The following is a 16,869-nucleotide window of genomic DNA, read 5'->3' on the forward strand; positions in this document are numbered from 1 at the left end:
TAAAAAGAAATGGAAACATCATGACAAAGAAGGTTCTTCTCGTCGGCGAAAGCTGGGTCAGCTCGGCTACGCATTACAAGGGCTTCGATCAGTTCGGCAGCGTTACCTTCCATCTCGGCGCCGAACCACTCGTCAAGGCGCTCGAGGGCAGCGTATTCGAACTCACCTACATGCCGGCCCACGAGGCGGTCGAACAATTTCCTTTCGATATGGCAGGGCTCGATGCCTATGACGCGATCATCCTGTCTGATATCGGCGCCAATTCCCTGCTTCTTCCGCCTGCGGTCTGGCTGCATTCGAAGACCGTTCCGAACCGCCTGAAACTTATCAAGGCCTGGGTCGAGAAGGGTGGCGGCCTGTTGATGGTCGGCGGCTATTTTTCCTTCCAAGGCATTGATGGCAAGGCGCGCTGGCGCCGCACGCCAGTGGAGGATGTTCTGCCCGTCACCTGCCTGCCCTACGATGACCGGGTCGAAATTCCGGAGGGGACGACGCCCGTTCTCGTCAAGTCCGGTCACGAGACGGTCGCCGGCCTCTCGGGCGAATGGCCACTGCTTCTCGGCGTCAATGAGGTGGACGTGCGCAAGCGTGAGGATGTGGAAGTCGTCGCTCGTCTGCCTGACGAGGAGGGCGGTCACCCGCTCCTGGTGACCGGCCGCTTCGGCAAGGGCAAGACGGCCGCATGGACGTCCGATATCGGTCCGCATTGGCTTTCACCTGCCTTCTGCGAATGGGAAGGCTACGGACGTCTCTGGAAGAACATCCTCGGCTGGCTGACGGAGGCGAAATAACTGTTACTCGCCGGCAAGGATGCCGGCGAGTTCTGCCTTGCTTGGGAAGGCCGAGCGCGTGCCCCGGCGGCTGACGGTGATGGCAGCGGCCGCGGTTGCGTGATGGATGGCTTTGGCGTCGAGTGCGGTGGAGCGAAGCGCGGCCGAGGCAAGGGCAACGGCCATGAACGTGTCGCCGGCGCCGGTCGTGTCGACGACCTCGGTGACCTGGGCGGGAACGGTTGCAAGCACTTCGTGTCCGCTTGCAAGGATAGCGCCGCTGCCGCCGAGCGTCAGGACGGTCTGTGACACTCCGGCTTCGGCCAGGCGACGGATGGCGGCCTCGCCGGAGGATCCGGTCAGGCTTTCAGCCTCGCCCCTGTTGAGAAAGGCAATGTCGATAAGCGGCCAGAGTTCGGCGAAGTAGGGACGAAGCGGGGAGGGATTGAAGGCCGTTTTCAGACCGCGGCGTCGGGCCTCAGTGAGAATGCCGCGGGTGACGTTTTCGCTGAGATTGCCCTGCAGCACGACGAGGTCGCCGCTGATGGCGTCGCCAAGCGGGGCAAGCGCCTCCGACAGGGTCAAGGCTTCGGCCGATTCCGTCGTGGTGACGATGGCGTTTTCGCCGTCCGGCGTGGTGAAGATGATGGAGAAATCGCTGCTGCGGTTCGGACTGCCCAACAGACGGGCATCCAAGGTCTCGCCGGCAAGCTGGTCGCGGATCGTCTGGGCGCGGAAATCCTCGCCGACAGCCGTGACGAGCGTCGTGGGAAGGCCTGTGCGGCCCATCACGACCGCCTGATTGGCGCCCTTACCGCCAAGGTCGCGGGTTTCCTCCCGACCGAGGATCGAGGCGCCCGCTTCGGGCATGGACATTACGGAAATGGTTTCGTCGATGGCGACGTTACCGATGACATAGGCACGCATGGCTGGCTTTCAGAAAGGAAAGAAAAATGCAGCAGATATCGGATAAGGCCACAAGCGCCATACGGGAAATATTCGGCACTGACAAGGCGTTGATCGGGATGATCCATTGCCCGCCTTTCCCGGGTGCTCCACGCTATCGGAGTGCTGCGATGGAGACGATCTACGACACCTGCATGCGCGACGCGGACGCGCTCGTTAAAGGTGGCATCCATGGATTGATCGTGGAAAATCACGGCGATATTCCCTTTTCCAAGCCCGAGGATATCGGCCACGAGACCGCGGCCTTCATGTCGGTCGTGACCGACCGCATCGCGCGCGCCGCTGGTGTGCCGCTCGGTATCAACGTGCTTGCCAATGCACCGATCCCGGCCTTCGCGATTGCGGCGGCAGGCGGCGCGCGCTTCATCCGCGTCAATCAATGGGCGAACGCCTATGTCGCCAATGAAGGCTTCATGGAGGGCCGGGCGGCGGAGGCGATGCGCTATCGTTCTCTGCTACGCGCCGAGCATATCAAGGTGTTTGCCGACAGCCATGTGAAGCACGGCGCGCACGCTATCACCGCCGATCGCACGATCGACGAATTGACTCGCGACCTGGCCTTCTTCGATGCGGACGTGGTGATCGCCACCGGCCAGAGAACGGGCAATAGCGCAACGATGGAAGAGATAGAGGAAATCGGTGCCGCCAGCCATCTGCCGTTGCTCGTAGGCTCCGGCGTGACCAAGGACAATATCGTCGAGATCCTGAAGCGCACCAACGGCGTCATCGTCGCCTCGTCGCTCAAGGAGGGTGGTGTCTGGTGGAACCCCGTCGAGCCGGCCCGCGTGGTAGCCTTCGTCGAAGCCGCAAAACCCGGCCTGGAGGCGTAACGATCATGGGCGATACCCTCTCGCAACAGATGCTCGACGAAAACCGTGACGTCTTCGAAGCCATGGTGAACCATCGTTTCGTCGAGGATATCAAGGCTGACCGCCTTTCGAACGAGACGTTCGAGCGATACCTCGTCTTCGAAGGCGCCTTCGTCGACACGGCGATTGCTATCTTCTCCTACGCCACCGCCAAAGCCGAAACCATCGCCCAGAAGCGTTGGCTGATCGGCGTTCTGGATGCGCTCGCAAACCAGCAGATCGCCTATTTCGAAAAGACATTTGCTGCCCGCGGCATAGACCCCTCCCGCTACGACACCGGCCGGGCCGATGTCGCTTCCTTCCGCGACGGCATGCTGGCAATTGCCCGTGACGGCGGTTTTCTTGACACGATTGCTGCCATGTTCGCCGCCGAATGGATGTACTGGACCTGGTCGACTGCGGTGAACTCGACTGCAATCAGCGATCCCTTGCTCAAGGAATGGGTCAAGCTTCACGCAGAACCGGAGTTCGAAGCGCAGGCGCGCTGGCTGAAGGCCGTTCTGGACGAGGCGGGCGAGACCATGGATACTGCCGAACGCAAGCGGTTGAGCGCCATATTCGGGCATGCGCAACGTCTTGAGATCGACTTTCACGAGGCAGCCTATTCCTGAGAGGTCGTGCAATGACTGCGAATATCGACATCGATAGCGCGCGCTTGCTGGGTCGCCTCGATCAGTTTGCCGAGATCGGCGCGACCGCGCGCGGTGGCGTCAATCGTCAAGCCTTGACTGGACTGGATCGGGAAGCCCGGGCCTTGCTGGCCGGGCTGGCCGCCGCGCGCGGTTTTGGCGTCTTCCAGGATCCCGTCGCAAATCTCTTCATCCGCCGTACCGGCAGGGATGATGGCACGCCGCCGCTCTTGATCGGCAGTCACCTCGATAGCCAGCCAGCCGGCGGTCGTTTCGATGGCGCGCTCGGAACGCTCTCGGCCTTCGAGGTTCTCGAAAGCCTTGAGGATGCGGGTATCGAAACGGAAAGGCCGATCGAGGTCGTCGCCTGGACCAATGAGGAAGGATGCCGCTTCGCACCCGGCTGCATGGGGTCGTCCGCCTTTTCGGCAGGCGTGATCCCAGCCGCATGGTCCGAGCTTGTTTCCACCGACGGCGCATTGTTCGGTGACGAACTGAAGGCAACGCTTGAGGCTCTTCCACAGGCCACGATGCGTGACCTGGGCATGCCGGTCCATGCCTATCTCGAGGTGCATATAGAGCAGGGGCCATCGCTGGAGAGGGAAGGTATCCCTATCGGCATCGTGACGGGTATCCAGGGAACGCGATGGCTGCAGGTGGAGGTATCGGGTCAGACGGCCCATGCCGGCACGACGGCTCTTTCCTATCGCCGGGACCCTCTGCGCGCCATGATCTCGGCGCTGGACACGCTCTATTCGACTGTCATGCCGCAGGACGAAAGCGCCCGATTTACCGTCGGGCGCATCAATGTGGAGCCGGGAGCGATCAACGCCATTCCGGAGATGGCACGCTGTACCATCGATATTCGCCATCCCGATTCATTGGAGATCGATCGACTAAACGCGACGATCGAGCGGTGTTTCGAGGAACGCGCCAAGGCTCAGCGCTGCGAGGTTTTGTTCAAGCGCAGCTTTGACATGTCGCCGGCAAACTTCCCCGAAAAGCTACTGGGGGTAGTGGAGAGCGCCGCTGAAGTCGCCGGGCTGGCGACGAAAAGGATGGTGTCAGGCGCTTTTCACGATGCTCTCTTCGTCAATCGGATCGCGCCTTCGGCGATGATCTTCGTGCCCTGCCGCGAGGGCCTCAGTCATAACGAAGCCGAATATACCGCGCCCGAGCATGTCATTTCAGGAGCGAGAGTGTTGTTGCAGTCGACGGTCGAGCTTGCCAAGGCTGAGAAGGACAGAATCTCTGGCGCCATAGGCGCTTGACGACGTCCCCACACATATGGAAATTGCCCTCGTCCGCTTCCTCCTCATAGAGGACTTGGCGTCGACCCCAAGACCACCTCGTCAGCGAAGCTTGAGACGCGTGACCAATGTCTTCGAACGACGGATCACCGTGAAGGCTGCTCCCGCCGTTATTACGCCGAGACCGATCGTCAGGATCTGGTTCTGCCCGCCCCACAATGGCTCGATAAGGGATGCCAATCCCGCCGCCGTGATCGTCGCCATCCGGTGCTGCTTGGCCATCGGGCCGGAGAAATCGCTGGGATTGCCGGTGGCGCGGCCAAGTTCCCGGACATAGGCTGTCAATACGGCGAAGGCTCCGGCCGCCCAGCCGAGCCCCGGCATGCCGATGCCATATCCGACGCCCGCGAATATCATCAGGTCGGCGATGCGATCCGGAAACTCGTTCCAGAAAGGACCGTCAGCCTCTCCCTTTCCGCCTTCGACGGCGACCATGCCGTCGAACAGATTGCAAAGGAGGCGTGCCTGGCAGAATAGAACAGCCAGCAGCAGGTAGCCGGCGCGCGGCAAGCCTGTTGTCTGTCCCGCCAGATAGAAAGTGACGCCGGCTATTGCTGCCGCCAGCATGCTGGCTTGCGAGATCTGGTTCGGCGTGATGGCTCGCGCGGCCATCCATCGGGCAATTGTGCCCGCCCAGCGGGTGTTGCGGCTCGCCAGGGGTCTCCTGTCTCCTGTCTCCATCATGTGTCGAAACCTCGTCTTGCGGAGATCGAATAATTGTAGATCGCTGCATAAGTCGTCGATACAAGCAGCGGCAGTGCGATGGTCTTGATTATCTCCGGTGTGCCGCTTGCCGCATGGAACACCACGAGAATGCTGGTCGAGCCAAGGCAGGCAATCAGCGGCGGCGCCCAAAATCGTGTTGAACCGCTGAAGCGGCTGGAAAGCCAGTCGATCACCGATTTCAGGAAAAGCGTCAGGCAGGCGGATATCGTCCCCTGCACGAGACCGGCATAGAGCGGCGCCGGCATGACATGAGCGTGATTGGCGAAGATGGCCCAGCTGCCCATCGCCAGAAAAGCGAACAGGACGTGGAACACGCCGCTGCGCAAGAGACGTTGCAGCACAACGGGCATCAAAGCGACCACCAGTAGCGGGTAAGATGGAAGAAGATGGGTGCCGAGAAGACGACGGAATCCAGCCTGTCGATCAGTCCGCCGTGTCCCTCGATGAGATTGCCCCAGTCCTTGACACCGCGGTCGCGTTTGATCGCCGACATGACCAGACCCCCGAAGAAGCCCATCAACGTGATGACAAAGGCGAGAAGCCCTGCCTGAAACGGTGTGAAGGGCGTAATCCACCAGAGGCCCGTTCCAATCAGGGTGGCGCTGATGATGCCGCCGACAAAGCCCTCGACCGTTTTCGATGGTGACAGTCTTGGCGCAATCTTCGTGCGTCCAAAGAGTTTACCCCAGACATATTGCAGGACATCGCTGAGCTGGACGACGATCACCAGAAAGGCAATCAACAGCACATTGCGGCCCTCGTATCCCGCTATCTTCAAGGTCAGCAGAGCAGGGACATGGGAAGCGCAGAAGACGCAGATCATCAGCGCCCACTGCACTTCCGCGATGCGAACGAGAAAGCGCTCCGTGTCGCCTCGCAGTACCGAGATGATCGGCATCAGCAGGAAGGCATAGACCGGGATGAAGATCGAAAAGATGCCATATTGTTCAGCCCAGAGCAGAAAATACTGGATCGGAACGACGACGAAGAAGGCTGCCGCAAGCGCCCAGTGATCCGCCCTTCTTGTATTGATGAGGGTTACGAATTCACGAAGTGCTGCGAATGAACAAAAGCCAAACAGGATCAAAACGCCGATACGGCCCGCTGTGAAAGCAATGCCGATCAGGATGACCATGACCCACCAGGCCTTGATCCGCGCGTTGAGGTTTTCGACCGCAGCGTTCGAACCGTTGGGCGAGAGGCGTTGCTGCAATATGTAACCGATGACCGACGCAACGATGAGCAAGCCGAAGATCCCGGCTACGAGCGTCATAAGATCGGAATTCGCGCCACTCATTCCCCACCGCCTGCAGTGTTCGGAGACAGAGCCAGGAGAGCGGCTTGCATCCGTTCGAGAAAAACATCCTTGTCTTCGCCCGGCGCGATCTGCAAAGCGCTGCCGAAGGTCACTGTGCAGATCAGCGGTATCGGAACGATCTCACCTTTTGGCATGACGCGGTTCAGATTGCTGATCCAGACCGGCACGAGCTCGACATCAGGGCGCGCCGCAGCCAGATGGAAAATGCCGCTTTTGAACGGAAGGAGCCGTGCGTCGGACTGGTTTCGCGTGCCCTCTGGGAAGAGAATGAGGGACGAACCGGCATCGATGGCCGAGGCCATCTGCGTGACGGGATCTTCCGTCCGCTTGTCCCGATCCCTCGCGATCAGCACCGCATTGAAGACATCGCTGCCGATGAAGCGATTGAGCCAGGACTTCAGCCAATATTCGGCGCCAGCAACCGGACGAACCCGATGACGCAGTCTCGGCGGCAATACGGTCCAGACCAGAACGAAATCGCCGTGGCTGGAGTGGTTGGCGTAATAAACGCAGGGGCGGGAAGGCAGGCCTTCCTCGGGCCACACGGCGCGGACCGCCGTGACCGCGCGTGCGAACAGTACGATTACCGTCGCCGCGGCCGTTGTAAGCAAAGCCTTCATTCACCACTCTGTTGATGTTAGCCGGATCACCAATCGAAACTCTAGCATTGTCATTGGCGGAGAAAAGGCGCTTTGCAGGTTTTTACCCCAAAGGCGTAGGCCGATGGTCCGGCTCCGGCGTGGAGGACTTGCGCCACGAGAAGATCATTTCCTTCTCCCATCCGAACCACTCCTGCAGCGAACGCTGTTTTGCCGTCCGTCAGCCCTTGCCGCGATAGGCTTTCAGCAGAGCGGCATTGGAGGCGTGCACATCCTCATAGGCGGGGATATAGATCAGCGCGCCGCTCTTCACATCCTCGCTGACTGCTTGAGCCAAAGGCTTGCGCCAGATCTCCGGCTCGGGCGCTTGGTCATTCATCGCTTCGACATAACGGATCGTCGCGTCGATGAAGGAAGGCTCATAACCGCCGCCAAGAATCCGCTCCGGGTCGCCGTGGCAGGGAAGGATGCGGTTGATGGGAGAGGATCGCAACCGCTTCAGTTCTTCGAGATGCAGCGCCAGGGCGGCGGGTCCGTCATATAGGTGGCAGGCGTCTCGGCTGGTTGCGCGGCGACAAGATCGTTCGAGTTGGCCGCAACCATTTTCGACGTTCATATCGAATCTTTATTGCAATTCACTCGCAATTGCAGAATAAGAGAAGATCTTCTGGCGTAAACCATTATTGCAAATGATTCTGAATTGCATAAAGGGTCAGATCGATGATGAGGTGCAATTAAGTCCTATTCGCAAAAGGAGACATCATGCTCGACGGGGTAAAGCGGTCGGTGCTGACCGGAATGATGGGGGCGGCATTAGCGGCCATGCTGACGGTGGTCCCGGCCGCCGCCCAGGAGAAATTCAAGGCGGTCACGACATTCACAGTCATCGCCGACATCGCCAGGAATGTCGCCGGCGATGCTGCTGTCGTTGAATCGATCACCAAGCCTGGTGCGGAGATTCACAACTATCAGCCGACACCGGGCGACATCCGGCGGGCGCAGGGTGCGCAGCTGATCCTCTGGAACGGCCTCAATCTCGAGCTCTGGTTCGAGAAGTTCTTCCAGAACCTGAAGAGCGTACCCGGAGTTGTCGTATCCGAAGGCGTAGAGCCGATGGGCATCACCGAAGGCCCTTACACCGGCAAGCCGAACCCGCATGCCTGGATGTCGCCGACGGCGGCTCTGATCTACGTCGACAATATCCGCGACGCCTTCGTGAAGTATGATCCTGATAACGCCGATGCCTACAAGGCCAATGCCGAGGCCTACAAGACAAAGATCAGGGCTGTCATCGACCCGATCAAGGCGGAGCTCGCCAAGGTTCCGGAAGACAAGCGCTGGCTGGTCTCGAGCGAAGGGGCCTTCTCCTATCTCGCCCGCGACTTCGGTCTGAAGGAACTCTATCTCTGGCCGATCAACGCGGATCAGCAGGGTACGCCACAGCAGGTCCGCAAGGTGATCGATGCGGTGCGCAAGAACAAGATTGCCGTCGTCTTCTCCGAAAGTACGATCTCGTCCGCGCCTGCCGAGCAGGTGGCACGTGAGACCGGCGCCAGATATGGCGGCGTGCTCTACGTCGACTCGCTGACCGAAGCCGATGGCGAGGTTCCGACCTATATCGATCTGCTCCGTGTCACTTCGGACACGATCGCCAAAGGTCTGATCCAGTGACGGCGCCGGTCACGAACCTCGTCCGCCTCGCATCTTCGGATGCGGGGTCAGGCATCGTGGTGAGGGGCGCCACCGTCACCTACCGCAATGGCCATACAGCTCTTCGGGATGCCAACTTCCAGATCCCGACAGGCACTATCGCAGCACTTGTCGGGGTCAATGGTTCCGGCAAGTCGACCCTGTTCAAGGCGATCATGGGCTTCGTCCGCCTCGCCAAGGGCGAGATCCGGGTGCTCGGCCTGCCGGTCGCTCAAGCGCTCCGCAGGAACCTTGTCGCCTACGTGCCGCAAGCTGAAGAGGTCGACTGGAATTTTCCGGTCCTAGTCGAAGACGTCGTGATGATGGGCCGCTACGGCCATATGGGCATGATGCGCCTACCGAAAGCGGCCGACCACGACGCCGTTTCGAAGGCGCTTGCCCGTGTCAATATGAGCGAGTTTCGCAAGCGTCAGATCGGGGAGCTTTCGGGCGGGCAGAGGAAGCGCGTCTTTCTCGCCAGGGCGCTCGCACAGGACGGCCGCGTCATCCTGCTCGACGAGCCCTTCACCGGCGTGGACGTCAAGACCGAAGATCAGATCATCAAACTGCTTCGGGAGTTGCGCGACGAGGGCCGAGTGATGCTGGTCTCGACGCACAATCTCGGCAGCGTACCGGAATTCTGCGACCGGACAATCCTGATCAAGGGTACGGTGCTTGCCTATGGCCCGACAATGGAGACCTTTACGCAAGCGAATCTCGAGCAGGCGTTCGGAGGCGTGCTGCGTCACTTCGTGCTGAACGAGGCCACTGGCGGCAAGCCTCACGCGATCGGCGTCCTTACCGATGATGAACGTCCGCTGGTGCTTCAGGATGGCAAGGCGACGATACGAAAGCCGGAACAGGGTAACGGAGACCGGGAATGATGACCGGTCTCCTCGAACCCTTTACCTATGATTACATGCTGAACGCCATGTGGGTCTCCGCCCTTGTCGGCGGTGTCTGCGCGTTCCTGTCCTGCTATCTCATGCTCAAGGGCTGGTCGCTGATCGGCGACGCGCTTTCCCACTCGATCGTGCCAGGCGTGGCGGGCGCCTATATGCTTGGCTTGCCCTTCGCCATCGGCGCCTTCTTCTCGGGTACACTGGCTGCGGCCGCGATGCTCTTCCTCAACCAGCGCACCAAGCTGAAAGAAGATGCCATCATCGGTTTGATCTTCTCGGCATTCTTCGGGCTCGGCCTGTTCATGGTCTCGATCTCGCCGACCTCGGTGAACATCCAGACAATCGTGCTCGGCAACATCCTGGCGATTACGCCCGGCGATACGATCCAGCTCGCCATCATCGGCTTCGTCTCGCTTGCGATCCTCCTCGTCAAATGGAAAGACCTGATGGTCACCTTCTTCGATGAGAGTCATGCGCACTCGATCGGCCTCAACCCAACCGCCCTCAAGATCATGTTCTTCACACTGCTGTCGGCTTCGACGGTGGCTGCGCTCCAGACTGTGGGCGCTTTCCTCGTCATCTGCATGGTCGTCACACCAGGCGCAACTGCCTACCTGCTGACCGACCGTTTTCCGCGGTTGCTGGCCATCGCCGTCGCAATTGGTTCAATCACCAGCTTCACCGGTGCCTATGCGAGCTATTTCCTCGACGGCGCGACCGGCGGCATCATCGTTTGCCTCCAGACACTGATCTTCCTGATCGCCTTCCTCTTCGCACCCAAGCACGGAATGCTGGCAGCTCGGCGTCGCGCGACACAAGCGCTGGAGGCTGGACTATGAGCTTCATCGACACGCTTCTGTCGCCCTTCCAGTTCGACTTCATGGTCAACGCGCTTGTTATCTCCGTGCTGGTCGCAATCCCGATGGCGTTGCTCTCCTGCTTCCTCGTCCTCAAGGGCTGGTCGCTGATGGGCGACGCGATCAGCCACGCCGTCTTCCCCGGCGTCGTCATCGCCTACATCGTCGGCTTTCCCTATGCGATCGGCGCCTTCGTCGCCGGGATGTTCTGCGCCGTCGCCACCGGTTTCCTGAAGGACAACAGTCGCATCAAGCAGGATACGGTGATGGGCATCGTGTTCTCCGGCATGTTCGGCCTCGGCCTCGTCCTCTATGTCAAAATCCAGTCGGACGTGCATCTCGACCATATTCTGTTCGGCGACATGCTCGGCGTCTCCTGGCGCGACATCGGCGGTTCAGCCGTCGTCGCCGCGATCACTGCCGGTTTTATCGGCATCAAGTGGAAGGACTTTTTGCTCCATGCCTTCGATCCGGCCCAGGCGAGAGCCGTGGGTCTGCGCGTCAACCTGCTGCACTATGGTCTGCTTTCCCTGATCTCGCTAACCATTGTCGGGGCGCTGCAGGCCGTCGGCATCATCCTGGCTATCGCCATGCTGATCGCGCCCGGAGCCATCGCCTTTCTGCTGACGCGGCGGTTCAGCACGATGCTGGTTCTCTCCGTTGTCATCGCAGCGGTCGGTTCCTTCCTCGGCGTCTATCTGTCGTTCTTCATCGACAGCGCACCGGCACCCACCATCGTTCTCCTGCTCTCGATCGTCTTTGTGCTGGCGTTCATTCACGCCACGCGCAAGGAGGCGCGGGTCGAGACGTCACAGTCGGCCTGAGGCTCGTTCCCGCAGATCCGCCTGACAGGAAAGGCCGCAGGAATCTACGCTTCTTTCGGGCAATGATGCCGGTCTGGCTGAACTGCGGGTCTCATCAACGAAATGGGACGCCCGATCTTGATGCAAGTCATCGAGCCGGTTTGGGTGTAACCACGCGACTTTCCTTGGCTGCCTTCTTCAAAGGCTTGACGTAGATCTCAAGCCGGTGGCTCACGATTTCGAAACCGTACGCCCGTGCGATCTCGTCCTGCAGCCGCTCGATGTCGTCGGACCGGAATTCGACGACATCTCCCGTCTCGACATTGATCAGGTGGTCGTGATGCTCGTGATCGGCTGTCTCGTAGCGGGCGCGGCCATCCGCGAACGTGTGACGCTCAAGGACGCCTTTGTCCTGCAGCATATTGAGCGTCCGGTAGACTGTTGCAATCGCAATCCCAGGATCGATCTTTGTCACGCGTCGATGAAGTTCGACCGCGTCGGGATGGTCGTTGGATTTCAGCAGAACCTGCATGATAATTTTGCGGGGGCCGGTCAGACGCAGCCCATGTTCCCTGCAGACCTGTCTGATATCCGTGCTCGGGGGCTTGTTCATATGGTGCGCCCTCTATCTGTATTCTTCACGGATCCTTTCGGCACCGAGATCTGACCGTCCCATAGGCTAGTTGCGTCGCAATTACAAGAATATTGCCCCCATGTTGCGGAACTACCCTCGTCCTACTTAGCCCGCGGACGCAGCGATGCGGGAAATCGTCGGTGTGTACATTTTGGTGTTTTCGAGCGCCTCCACGATCAGTGAGGCGTTGCGTTCTGTCGCTCAAAGCCACTTGATCCGCCTGAGGACCATCAGCGTTGCGACCGACGTGACCGCGACGAAGGCAACGATGATGATGAAAGCCCAGGTATCGTTGACGCCGGGGATTCCGCCGACATTCATGCCGAAAAGACCAGCCACCACGCTCGGCGGCAGCAGGAGGGCGGCGAGCGCTGCAAGTCGGTTGGAATTGCGGGCAATCCGTTCGCTGATGACAGTGGACAGGTCGTCATGAAGAATGCCGGTGCGGTCGCGGATGGCGTCGAGATATTCGATGAAGCGCATCAGCTTGTCGATTACCTCGCGAAAACGCAGCTTGTCACGCTCCTTCAGCCATGGGGCGTCGTCATGTTCGATACGGTTCAAGGCATCGCGTTGAGGTGCGAGATAGCGCCGAAGCTGCACGGAGCGGCGGCGAAGCTGCTTCAGCCGCTCGCGCACCTCGCTGGCTTCGCCGTGAAAGATCAGCTCGTCCAGCTCATCGACCTCTTCGTCCATCGTGTCGAGCACCGGCTCGAGGTCGCGTACCAGCTTTTCGCTGACGAGGGCGAGCAGTTCCCCCGTCTGTCTAGGGCCTTTGCATTTGTCCAGGGCAAGGCGGATATCGCGCAAGGCGGTTATATAATGGCCACTGTCGCGCAGGGTCACCAGCCTGTGCTCGTCGGCCCATATATGGAGGGGAACGAGATCGATTTCGGCAGGCCCGGCTTTTTCTTCTTCCGGTGGCGCGGCGCAGACGCTGCGAAGAATGATCAGCAGTCCGTCATCGATGCTTTCGACCCGTGGGCGCGACTCCTCCTGCAGCAAGGCGTCGGCAACCAGCGGGTCGAAGCCGCCTTTCGTTGTCACCCACTCTGCAGCGGCCGGGTGATCGCGCTCGAAATGCAACCAGACGACGCCGTCATCCGGCGTCCACCGACGTATTGCTTCCATGTCGAGGGTGCGACAGCCGCCGCGTCCGTCCAGAAGCACGGCGAAACGCAAACCCGGCTCGGCGCCGTAATTTGCAACACTCGTGACCTGCTCGTGCATGAGAAACCTCCACCCGCCAAAGTCCACCTCTCGTAAGCACACATCAATAGCTTAGCGAGTCGCCGCCGGGCGGCAAGACCATCGAATGCAATGGTGCCGTAGGAGCAAAACTGCAGGCATCATAAAATCTTCAATGGTCGGATCGCTGCGATCCTTGGCGATCGGTTATGGCGAAAACATCTGAATTCGAGGCAGCGTTGATCGCGGTGCCGTGCCCATGCTGCTGGTCTGCGGGGAGAGCCATGCGTCTGTTCGGGGGGCAAGATACGAAGCCTGAGGAACAGGGTCGCCGCCGCATGGGCTGCGGGCGAAAAGCGCTGGTTGCTCAGCGCGTTTTCCGCGTCAACCGCATCAAGAGACTCTTCTGCCAGGGTATTCGCGCCTTTGCATCGTGATCGCCGTATTGTCAGCGATTCACGAAGCTTTGGCCTCGAACGTGGGAGCAAAATCACCCAGCGATTTCGCCTTGAGGATCGTGCCCTCGATATCCTGCTCCACGATCGCTTCAAGATCGGCGAAGCTATCGATGACATAGTAGATCGGCTGCAGAATATCGATCCGGTAGGGTGTCCTCAGCACGCTCAACAGATCGAACGGTCGAAATTCGCACGCCTTGCCTTCCGTTGCCGCCTTCGCTTCGCTTGGCGATGAGACGATTCCCGCGCCGAAGCAGCGGCGGCCTTGCGGCGTATTGATCAGGCCGAATTCGACCGTGAACCAGAAAATCCGGAACAGATGCCATGAATAGCCCTTGCCGAGGCGGACGGCCGTTTCGCCAAAATGCCGCACGAAATTGGCGTAGCTCTGGTTGGTCAGCATGGGGCAGTGGCCGAAAACCTCGTGGAACAGGTCCGGTTCCTCGATATAGTCGATATGCTCGCGACGGCGGAGGAACGTTGCGAGCGGGAATTTGCCCTGCGACAGGAGTTCATAAAAGCGCGAGGGCGGAATGAGCGCCGGCACGCCTTCGACGCCGAAGCCGGTGGTCTCGTTCAGGCGTCGGTTTACATCGCGAAGCTGAGGCACCTTGTCCGGTTTCAGCCCCAGCATTTTGACGCCATCAAGGTATTCGCGGCAGGCCGTATCGGCGAGCAGCTTCATCTGACGCCGGTAGAGCTCACCCCATATCGCATCTTCTTCGGGAGTGTAGGAATACAAACCATCCGGGCCGGGCAGTTTGGCGGTGTAGGTGCTTTCCTTGGTCATAGGCTGATCCTCCTAGGCCGGCGCTATTCCCGCCATTATGATCCGGGTTTGGAGGATTTTCTTTTCTTTCCCGGAGGCAATTGCCATAATGGTGGGAAATATTCCCTGATATGATGCAGAAAATGAAAGAACCTGGGAATTTTCGTCGCACGCTTCTGCAACTCATCCAGGCCGACGGCAGTCTTTCGCTGGCGGACCTCGCGGAAAAGGCCGGCATGTCGCAGAGTTCGGCCTGGCGGAAGATCCAGGAGCTGGAAACAGACGGCGTCATCCGCAAGCGCGTGACGCTGCTCGATCCCGGAAAACTCGATCTCAAGCTCTGCGTCATCGCGCATGTGACACTGGAGGATCATCACGAAGAGGCGGTGGCATCCTTCGCTTCGGTGGTGCTGGAGCGGCCGGAGATCATGGAGTGCTACGCTCTGTCAGGCGCCTTCGACTACATGCTGAAGATCCGCGCGAGGGACGTGGAAAGCTACGAAGCCTTCATGACCCGCTACCTCATGCGCAACCCGCATGTGCGCACGGTCGTCTCGAGCTTCGTGCTGCGCGAGCTGAAATTCTCGACCGAACTGCCGATCTGACGTTTGGTGCGAGATCACCGCGTGCTGTCGCCATGCCAGCTACCCGGCATGTGTATCGGAAAGCCTTCGAATGTCTTCAGTGTATCGAGCACGATCGACGTCTTCACGTGCTGCACCGACTCGTGGGGTAATAGAACGTCGTTGACGAATTTTGAGAGGTCGGCGAGCCCGCGGGTCGCCACCTTAAGGTGATAGTCCATTTCACCGGTCAATGCATAGGCTTCGAGAACTTCCGGTAAGCCGTTGATCAGCTGCGAAAATCTGCGGGCATTGTCTCTATTGTGGGTCGCAAGCGTCACGGAAATCACTACCAGCATATCCAGACCCAGCTTCTGTTGATCCAGATAGGCCCGGTAGCTGCGAATATATCCCTCGGACTCCAGTCTCGTCCGCCGGCGCGAGCATTGCGAGGGTGAAAGCGCAATCCGCTCCCCCAACTCGTTGTTCGTCAATCGGCCGTCTTTTTGAAGTTCCTGGAGCAGGCGCAAATCCAATTTATCGAGCTGTTCATCCATTGCGCGAAATCTCCAAAACACTCACGAACCGTGCATAATGTCTTCCCCTGGCATGAAGAATGCAAGAACTTTGCATGCGTTTTGGGCCACACTTTGCACAGTCAAAGTCCAATTCTTCAGGAGGAGAAAATGGGTCCTTTCCCGCATGATGCGCCGCCTTCGGAAATCACCGCCGACAATCCGGCCGGCACCGATGGCTTCGAATTTGTTGAATTCGCTCATCCTGAGCCCGAGAAGCTGCGCGAGCTCTTCATACGCATGGGTTATGTTGCCGTCGCAAAGCACAAGACGAAAGACATCACCGTCTGGCGTCAGGGCGACATCAACTATGTCCTGAACGCCGAACCCGGCAGCCATGCCGCTCGTTTCGTCGCAGAGCATGGTCCCTGTGCCCCGTCGATGGCGTGGCGCGTTGTCGACGCCAGACATGCCTTCGATCACGCGGTGTCAAAAGGCGCTGTCCCCTATGACGGCGATGACAAGGCGCTTGACGTTCCGGCAATCGTCGGCATTGGCGGCTCGCTGCTCTATTTCGTCGAGACCTATGGAGCAAAGGGATCGGCATACGATGCCGAGTTCGATTGGCTTGGTGAGCGCAACCCGTATCCCCAGGGGATCGGTTTCTACTATCTCGACCATCTCACTCACAACGTCTTCCGCGGCAATATGGACAAGTGGTGGGATTTTTACCGCAACCTGTTCAATTTCAAGCAGATCCACTTCTTCGACATCGATGGGCGCATCACCGGTCTGGTGAGCCGCGCCATCACGTCGCCCTGCGGCAAGATCCGCATTCCGTTGAATGAATCGAAGGACGACACGAGCCAGATCGAGGAATATCTGAAGAAATACCGGGGCGAGGGCATCCAGCACATCGCCGTTGGAACGGAAGATATCTATGAGGCGACCGACAGGCTTGCCGACAATGGTCTGCGCTTCATGCCGGGTCCGCCGGAAACCTATTACGACATGTCCTACGAACGCGTGAACGGTCATAGCGAACCTGTCGACCGCATGAAGAAGCACGGCATCCTCATCGACGGCGAAGGCGTGGTGAATGGCGGCATGACGAAAATCCTGCTCCAGATCTTCTCCAAAACCGTCATCGGACCCATCTTCTTCGAGTTCATCCAGCGCAAGGGCGACGAGGGATTCGGCGAAGGCAATTTCCGCGCGCTTTTCGAGTCGATCGAGGCCGATCAGATCAAACGTGGTGTCATCGGTACTGCGGCGGAGTAAACTCGTGGGACCATCTCGCGCGT

The 16,869-nt window shown here is 59.5% G+C and carries 20 protein-coding genes; 10 read left to right on the plus strand and 10 right to left on the minus strand.

Annotation, left to right across the window (positions count from 1 at the left end):
* Positions 1-20 precede the first annotated feature (20 nt).
* Entirely contained in the window at positions 21-791 is a 771-nt protein-coding gene (locus tag FHT87_RS00900) for a glutamine amidotransferase (protein WP_183798725.1), read from the plus strand.
* 3 nt (positions 792-794) lie between these two features.
* Here FHT87_RS00900 and FHT87_RS00905 read toward each other — a convergent pair whose 3' ends face one another.
* A complete protein-coding gene (locus FHT87_RS00905) occupies positions 795-1,697 on the minus strand; it encodes a PfkB family carbohydrate kinase (protein ID WP_183798728.1) in 903 nt (300 codons plus the stop codon).
* 26 nt (positions 1,698-1,723) lie between these two features.
* Between FHT87_RS00905 and FHT87_RS00910 the strand changes: the two genes are divergently transcribed.
* The 3 genes from FHT87_RS00910 to FHT87_RS00920 are packed head-to-tail and all read left to right on the plus strand — an operon-like array spanning position 1,724 to position 4,505.
* Positions 1,724-2,566, plus strand: a complete 843-nt coding sequence (locus tag FHT87_RS00910; RefSeq protein WP_183798731.1) for a BtpA/SgcQ family protein — start codon at positions 1,724-1,726, stop codon at positions 2,564-2,566.
* A 2-nt stretch (positions 2,567-2,568) separates the two neighbouring features.
* A complete protein-coding gene (locus FHT87_RS00915) occupies positions 2,569-3,216 on the plus strand; it encodes a TenA family protein (RefSeq protein ID WP_183800964.1) in 648 nt (215 codons plus the stop codon).
* Positions 3,217-3,227: 11 nt separating this feature from the next.
* Positions 3,228-4,505: a Zn-dependent hydrolase gene (locus tag FHT87_RS00920; RefSeq protein WP_183798735.1), complete on the plus strand. Its 1,278-nt coding sequence runs from the start codon at positions 3,228-3,230 to the stop codon at positions 4,503-4,505.
* 81 nt (positions 4,506-4,586) lie between these two features.
* Here FHT87_RS00920 and FHT87_RS00925 read toward each other — a convergent pair whose 3' ends face one another.
* From FHT87_RS00925 to FHT87_RS00945, 5 genes are all read right to left on the minus strand, one after another.
* Positions 4,587-5,228, minus strand: a complete 642-nt coding sequence (locus FHT87_RS00925; RefSeq protein WP_183798737.1) for a CDP-alcohol phosphatidyltransferase family protein — start codon at positions 5,226-5,228, stop codon at positions 4,587-4,589.
* Positions 5,225-5,620 (minus strand): hypothetical protein, encoded by a 396-nt coding sequence (locus FHT87_RS00930; protein ID WP_183733781.1) that lies wholly within the window; start codon positions 5,618-5,620, stop codon positions 5,225-5,227. Before FHT87_RS00930 ends, FHT87_RS00925 begins: the two co-directional genes overlap by 4 nt.
* Positions 5,620-6,567: a phosphatidate cytidylyltransferase gene (locus tag FHT87_RS00935; protein ID WP_183733778.1), complete on the minus strand. Its 948-nt coding sequence runs from the start codon at positions 6,565-6,567 to the stop codon at positions 5,620-5,622. Before FHT87_RS00935 ends, FHT87_RS00930 begins: the two co-directional genes overlap by 1 nt.
* Positions 6,564-7,208 carry a lysophospholipid acyltransferase family protein gene (locus FHT87_RS00940; protein ID WP_183798740.1) on the minus strand — a complete coding sequence of 215 codons (645 nt, stop codon included), beginning with the start codon at positions 7,206-7,208 and terminating at the stop codon, positions 6,564-6,566. Before FHT87_RS00940 ends, FHT87_RS00935 begins: the two co-directional genes overlap by 4 nt.
* Before the next feature lie 199 nt (positions 7,209-7,407).
* Positions 7,408-7,803 carry a hypothetical protein gene (locus tag FHT87_RS00945; RefSeq protein WP_183798743.1) on the minus strand — a complete coding sequence of 132 codons (396 nt, stop codon included), beginning with the start codon at positions 7,801-7,803 and terminating at the stop codon, positions 7,408-7,410.
* A gap of 146 nt (positions 7,804-7,949) precedes the next feature.
* Here FHT87_RS00945 and FHT87_RS00950 point away from each other — a divergent pair, with 146 nt between their 5' ends.
* From FHT87_RS00950 to FHT87_RS00965, 4 genes are read left to right on the plus strand one after another with little or no spacing between them, the layout of a single operon-like run.
* Complete coding sequence (locus tag FHT87_RS00950; RefSeq protein WP_183733770.1) at positions 7,950-8,858, plus strand: metal ABC transporter substrate-binding protein; 909 nt, start codon at positions 7,950-7,952, stop codon at positions 8,856-8,858.
* Positions 8,855-9,760, plus strand: coding sequence for a manganese/iron ABC transporter ATP-binding protein (locus tag FHT87_RS00955; protein WP_183798746.1), 906 nt, complete (start codon positions 8,855-8,857; stop codon positions 9,758-9,760). The genes FHT87_RS00950 and FHT87_RS00955 overlap by 4 nt, the downstream gene beginning before the upstream one ends.
* On the plus strand, positions 9,757-10,617 hold the full coding sequence (locus tag FHT87_RS00960) for a metal ABC transporter permease (RefSeq protein ID WP_281411194.1): 861 nt from the start codon (positions 9,757-9,759) through the stop codon (positions 10,615-10,617). Before FHT87_RS00955 ends, FHT87_RS00960 begins: the two co-directional genes overlap by 4 nt.
* The gene (locus FHT87_RS00965) at positions 10,614-11,459 is read left to right on the plus strand and encodes a metal ABC transporter permease (RefSeq protein WP_183733765.1); all 846 of its coding nucleotides are present in this window, start codon (positions 10,614-10,616) and stop codon (positions 11,457-11,459) included. The genes FHT87_RS00960 and FHT87_RS00965 overlap by 4 nt, the downstream gene beginning before the upstream one ends.
* Positions 11,460-11,586: 127 nt before the next feature.
* Here the strand turns inward: FHT87_RS00965 and FHT87_RS00970 are convergent, their stop codons facing one another.
* The 3 genes from FHT87_RS00970 to FHT87_RS00980 all read right to left on the minus strand — a co-directional run bounded on the left by FHT87_RS00970 (position 11,587) and on the right by FHT87_RS00980 (position 14,508).
* Complete coding sequence (locus FHT87_RS00970; protein WP_183733762.1) at positions 11,587-12,051, minus strand: Fur family transcriptional regulator; 465 nt, start codon at positions 12,049-12,051, stop codon at positions 11,587-11,589.
* Positions 12,052-12,273: 222 nt separating this feature from the next.
* Positions 12,274-13,302, minus strand: a complete 1,029-nt coding sequence (locus tag FHT87_RS00975; RefSeq protein ID WP_183733760.1) for a zinc transporter ZntB — start codon at positions 13,300-13,302, stop codon at positions 12,274-12,276.
* A gap of 414 nt (positions 13,303-13,716) precedes the next feature.
* Positions 13,717-14,508, minus strand: a complete 792-nt coding sequence (locus FHT87_RS00980; protein WP_183798749.1) for a phenylalanine 4-monooxygenase — start codon at positions 14,506-14,508, stop codon at positions 13,717-13,719.
* A gap of 122 nt (positions 14,509-14,630) precedes the next feature.
* On the opposite strand from FHT87_RS00980, the gene FHT87_RS00985 reads away from it, so the two are divergent.
* Entirely contained in the window at positions 14,631-15,092 is a 462-nt protein-coding gene (locus tag FHT87_RS00985; protein ID WP_183733754.1) for an Lrp/AsnC family transcriptional regulator, read from the plus strand.
* Between the two features lie 14 nt (positions 15,093-15,106).
* Here FHT87_RS00985 and FHT87_RS00990 read toward each other — a convergent pair whose 3' ends face one another.
* Positions 15,107-15,607 carry an Lrp/AsnC family transcriptional regulator gene (locus FHT87_RS00990; RefSeq protein ID WP_183733751.1) on the minus strand — a complete coding sequence of 167 codons (501 nt, stop codon included), beginning with the start codon at positions 15,605-15,607 and terminating at the stop codon, positions 15,107-15,109.
* A 129-nt stretch (positions 15,608-15,736) separates the two neighbouring features.
* Between FHT87_RS00990 and hppD the strand changes: the two genes are divergently transcribed.
* Complete coding sequence (gene hppD, locus FHT87_RS00995) at positions 15,737-16,846, plus strand: 4-hydroxyphenylpyruvate dioxygenase (RefSeq protein ID WP_183798752.1); 1,110 nt, start codon at positions 15,737-15,739, stop codon at positions 16,844-16,846.
* Positions 16,847-16,869: the final 23 nt, after the last annotated feature.

Origin of the sequence: Rhizobium sp. BK316, from assembly GCF_014193695.1 — a bacterium.
Lineage (GTDB): Bacteria > Pseudomonadota > Alphaproteobacteria > Rhizobiales > Rhizobiaceae > Rhizobium.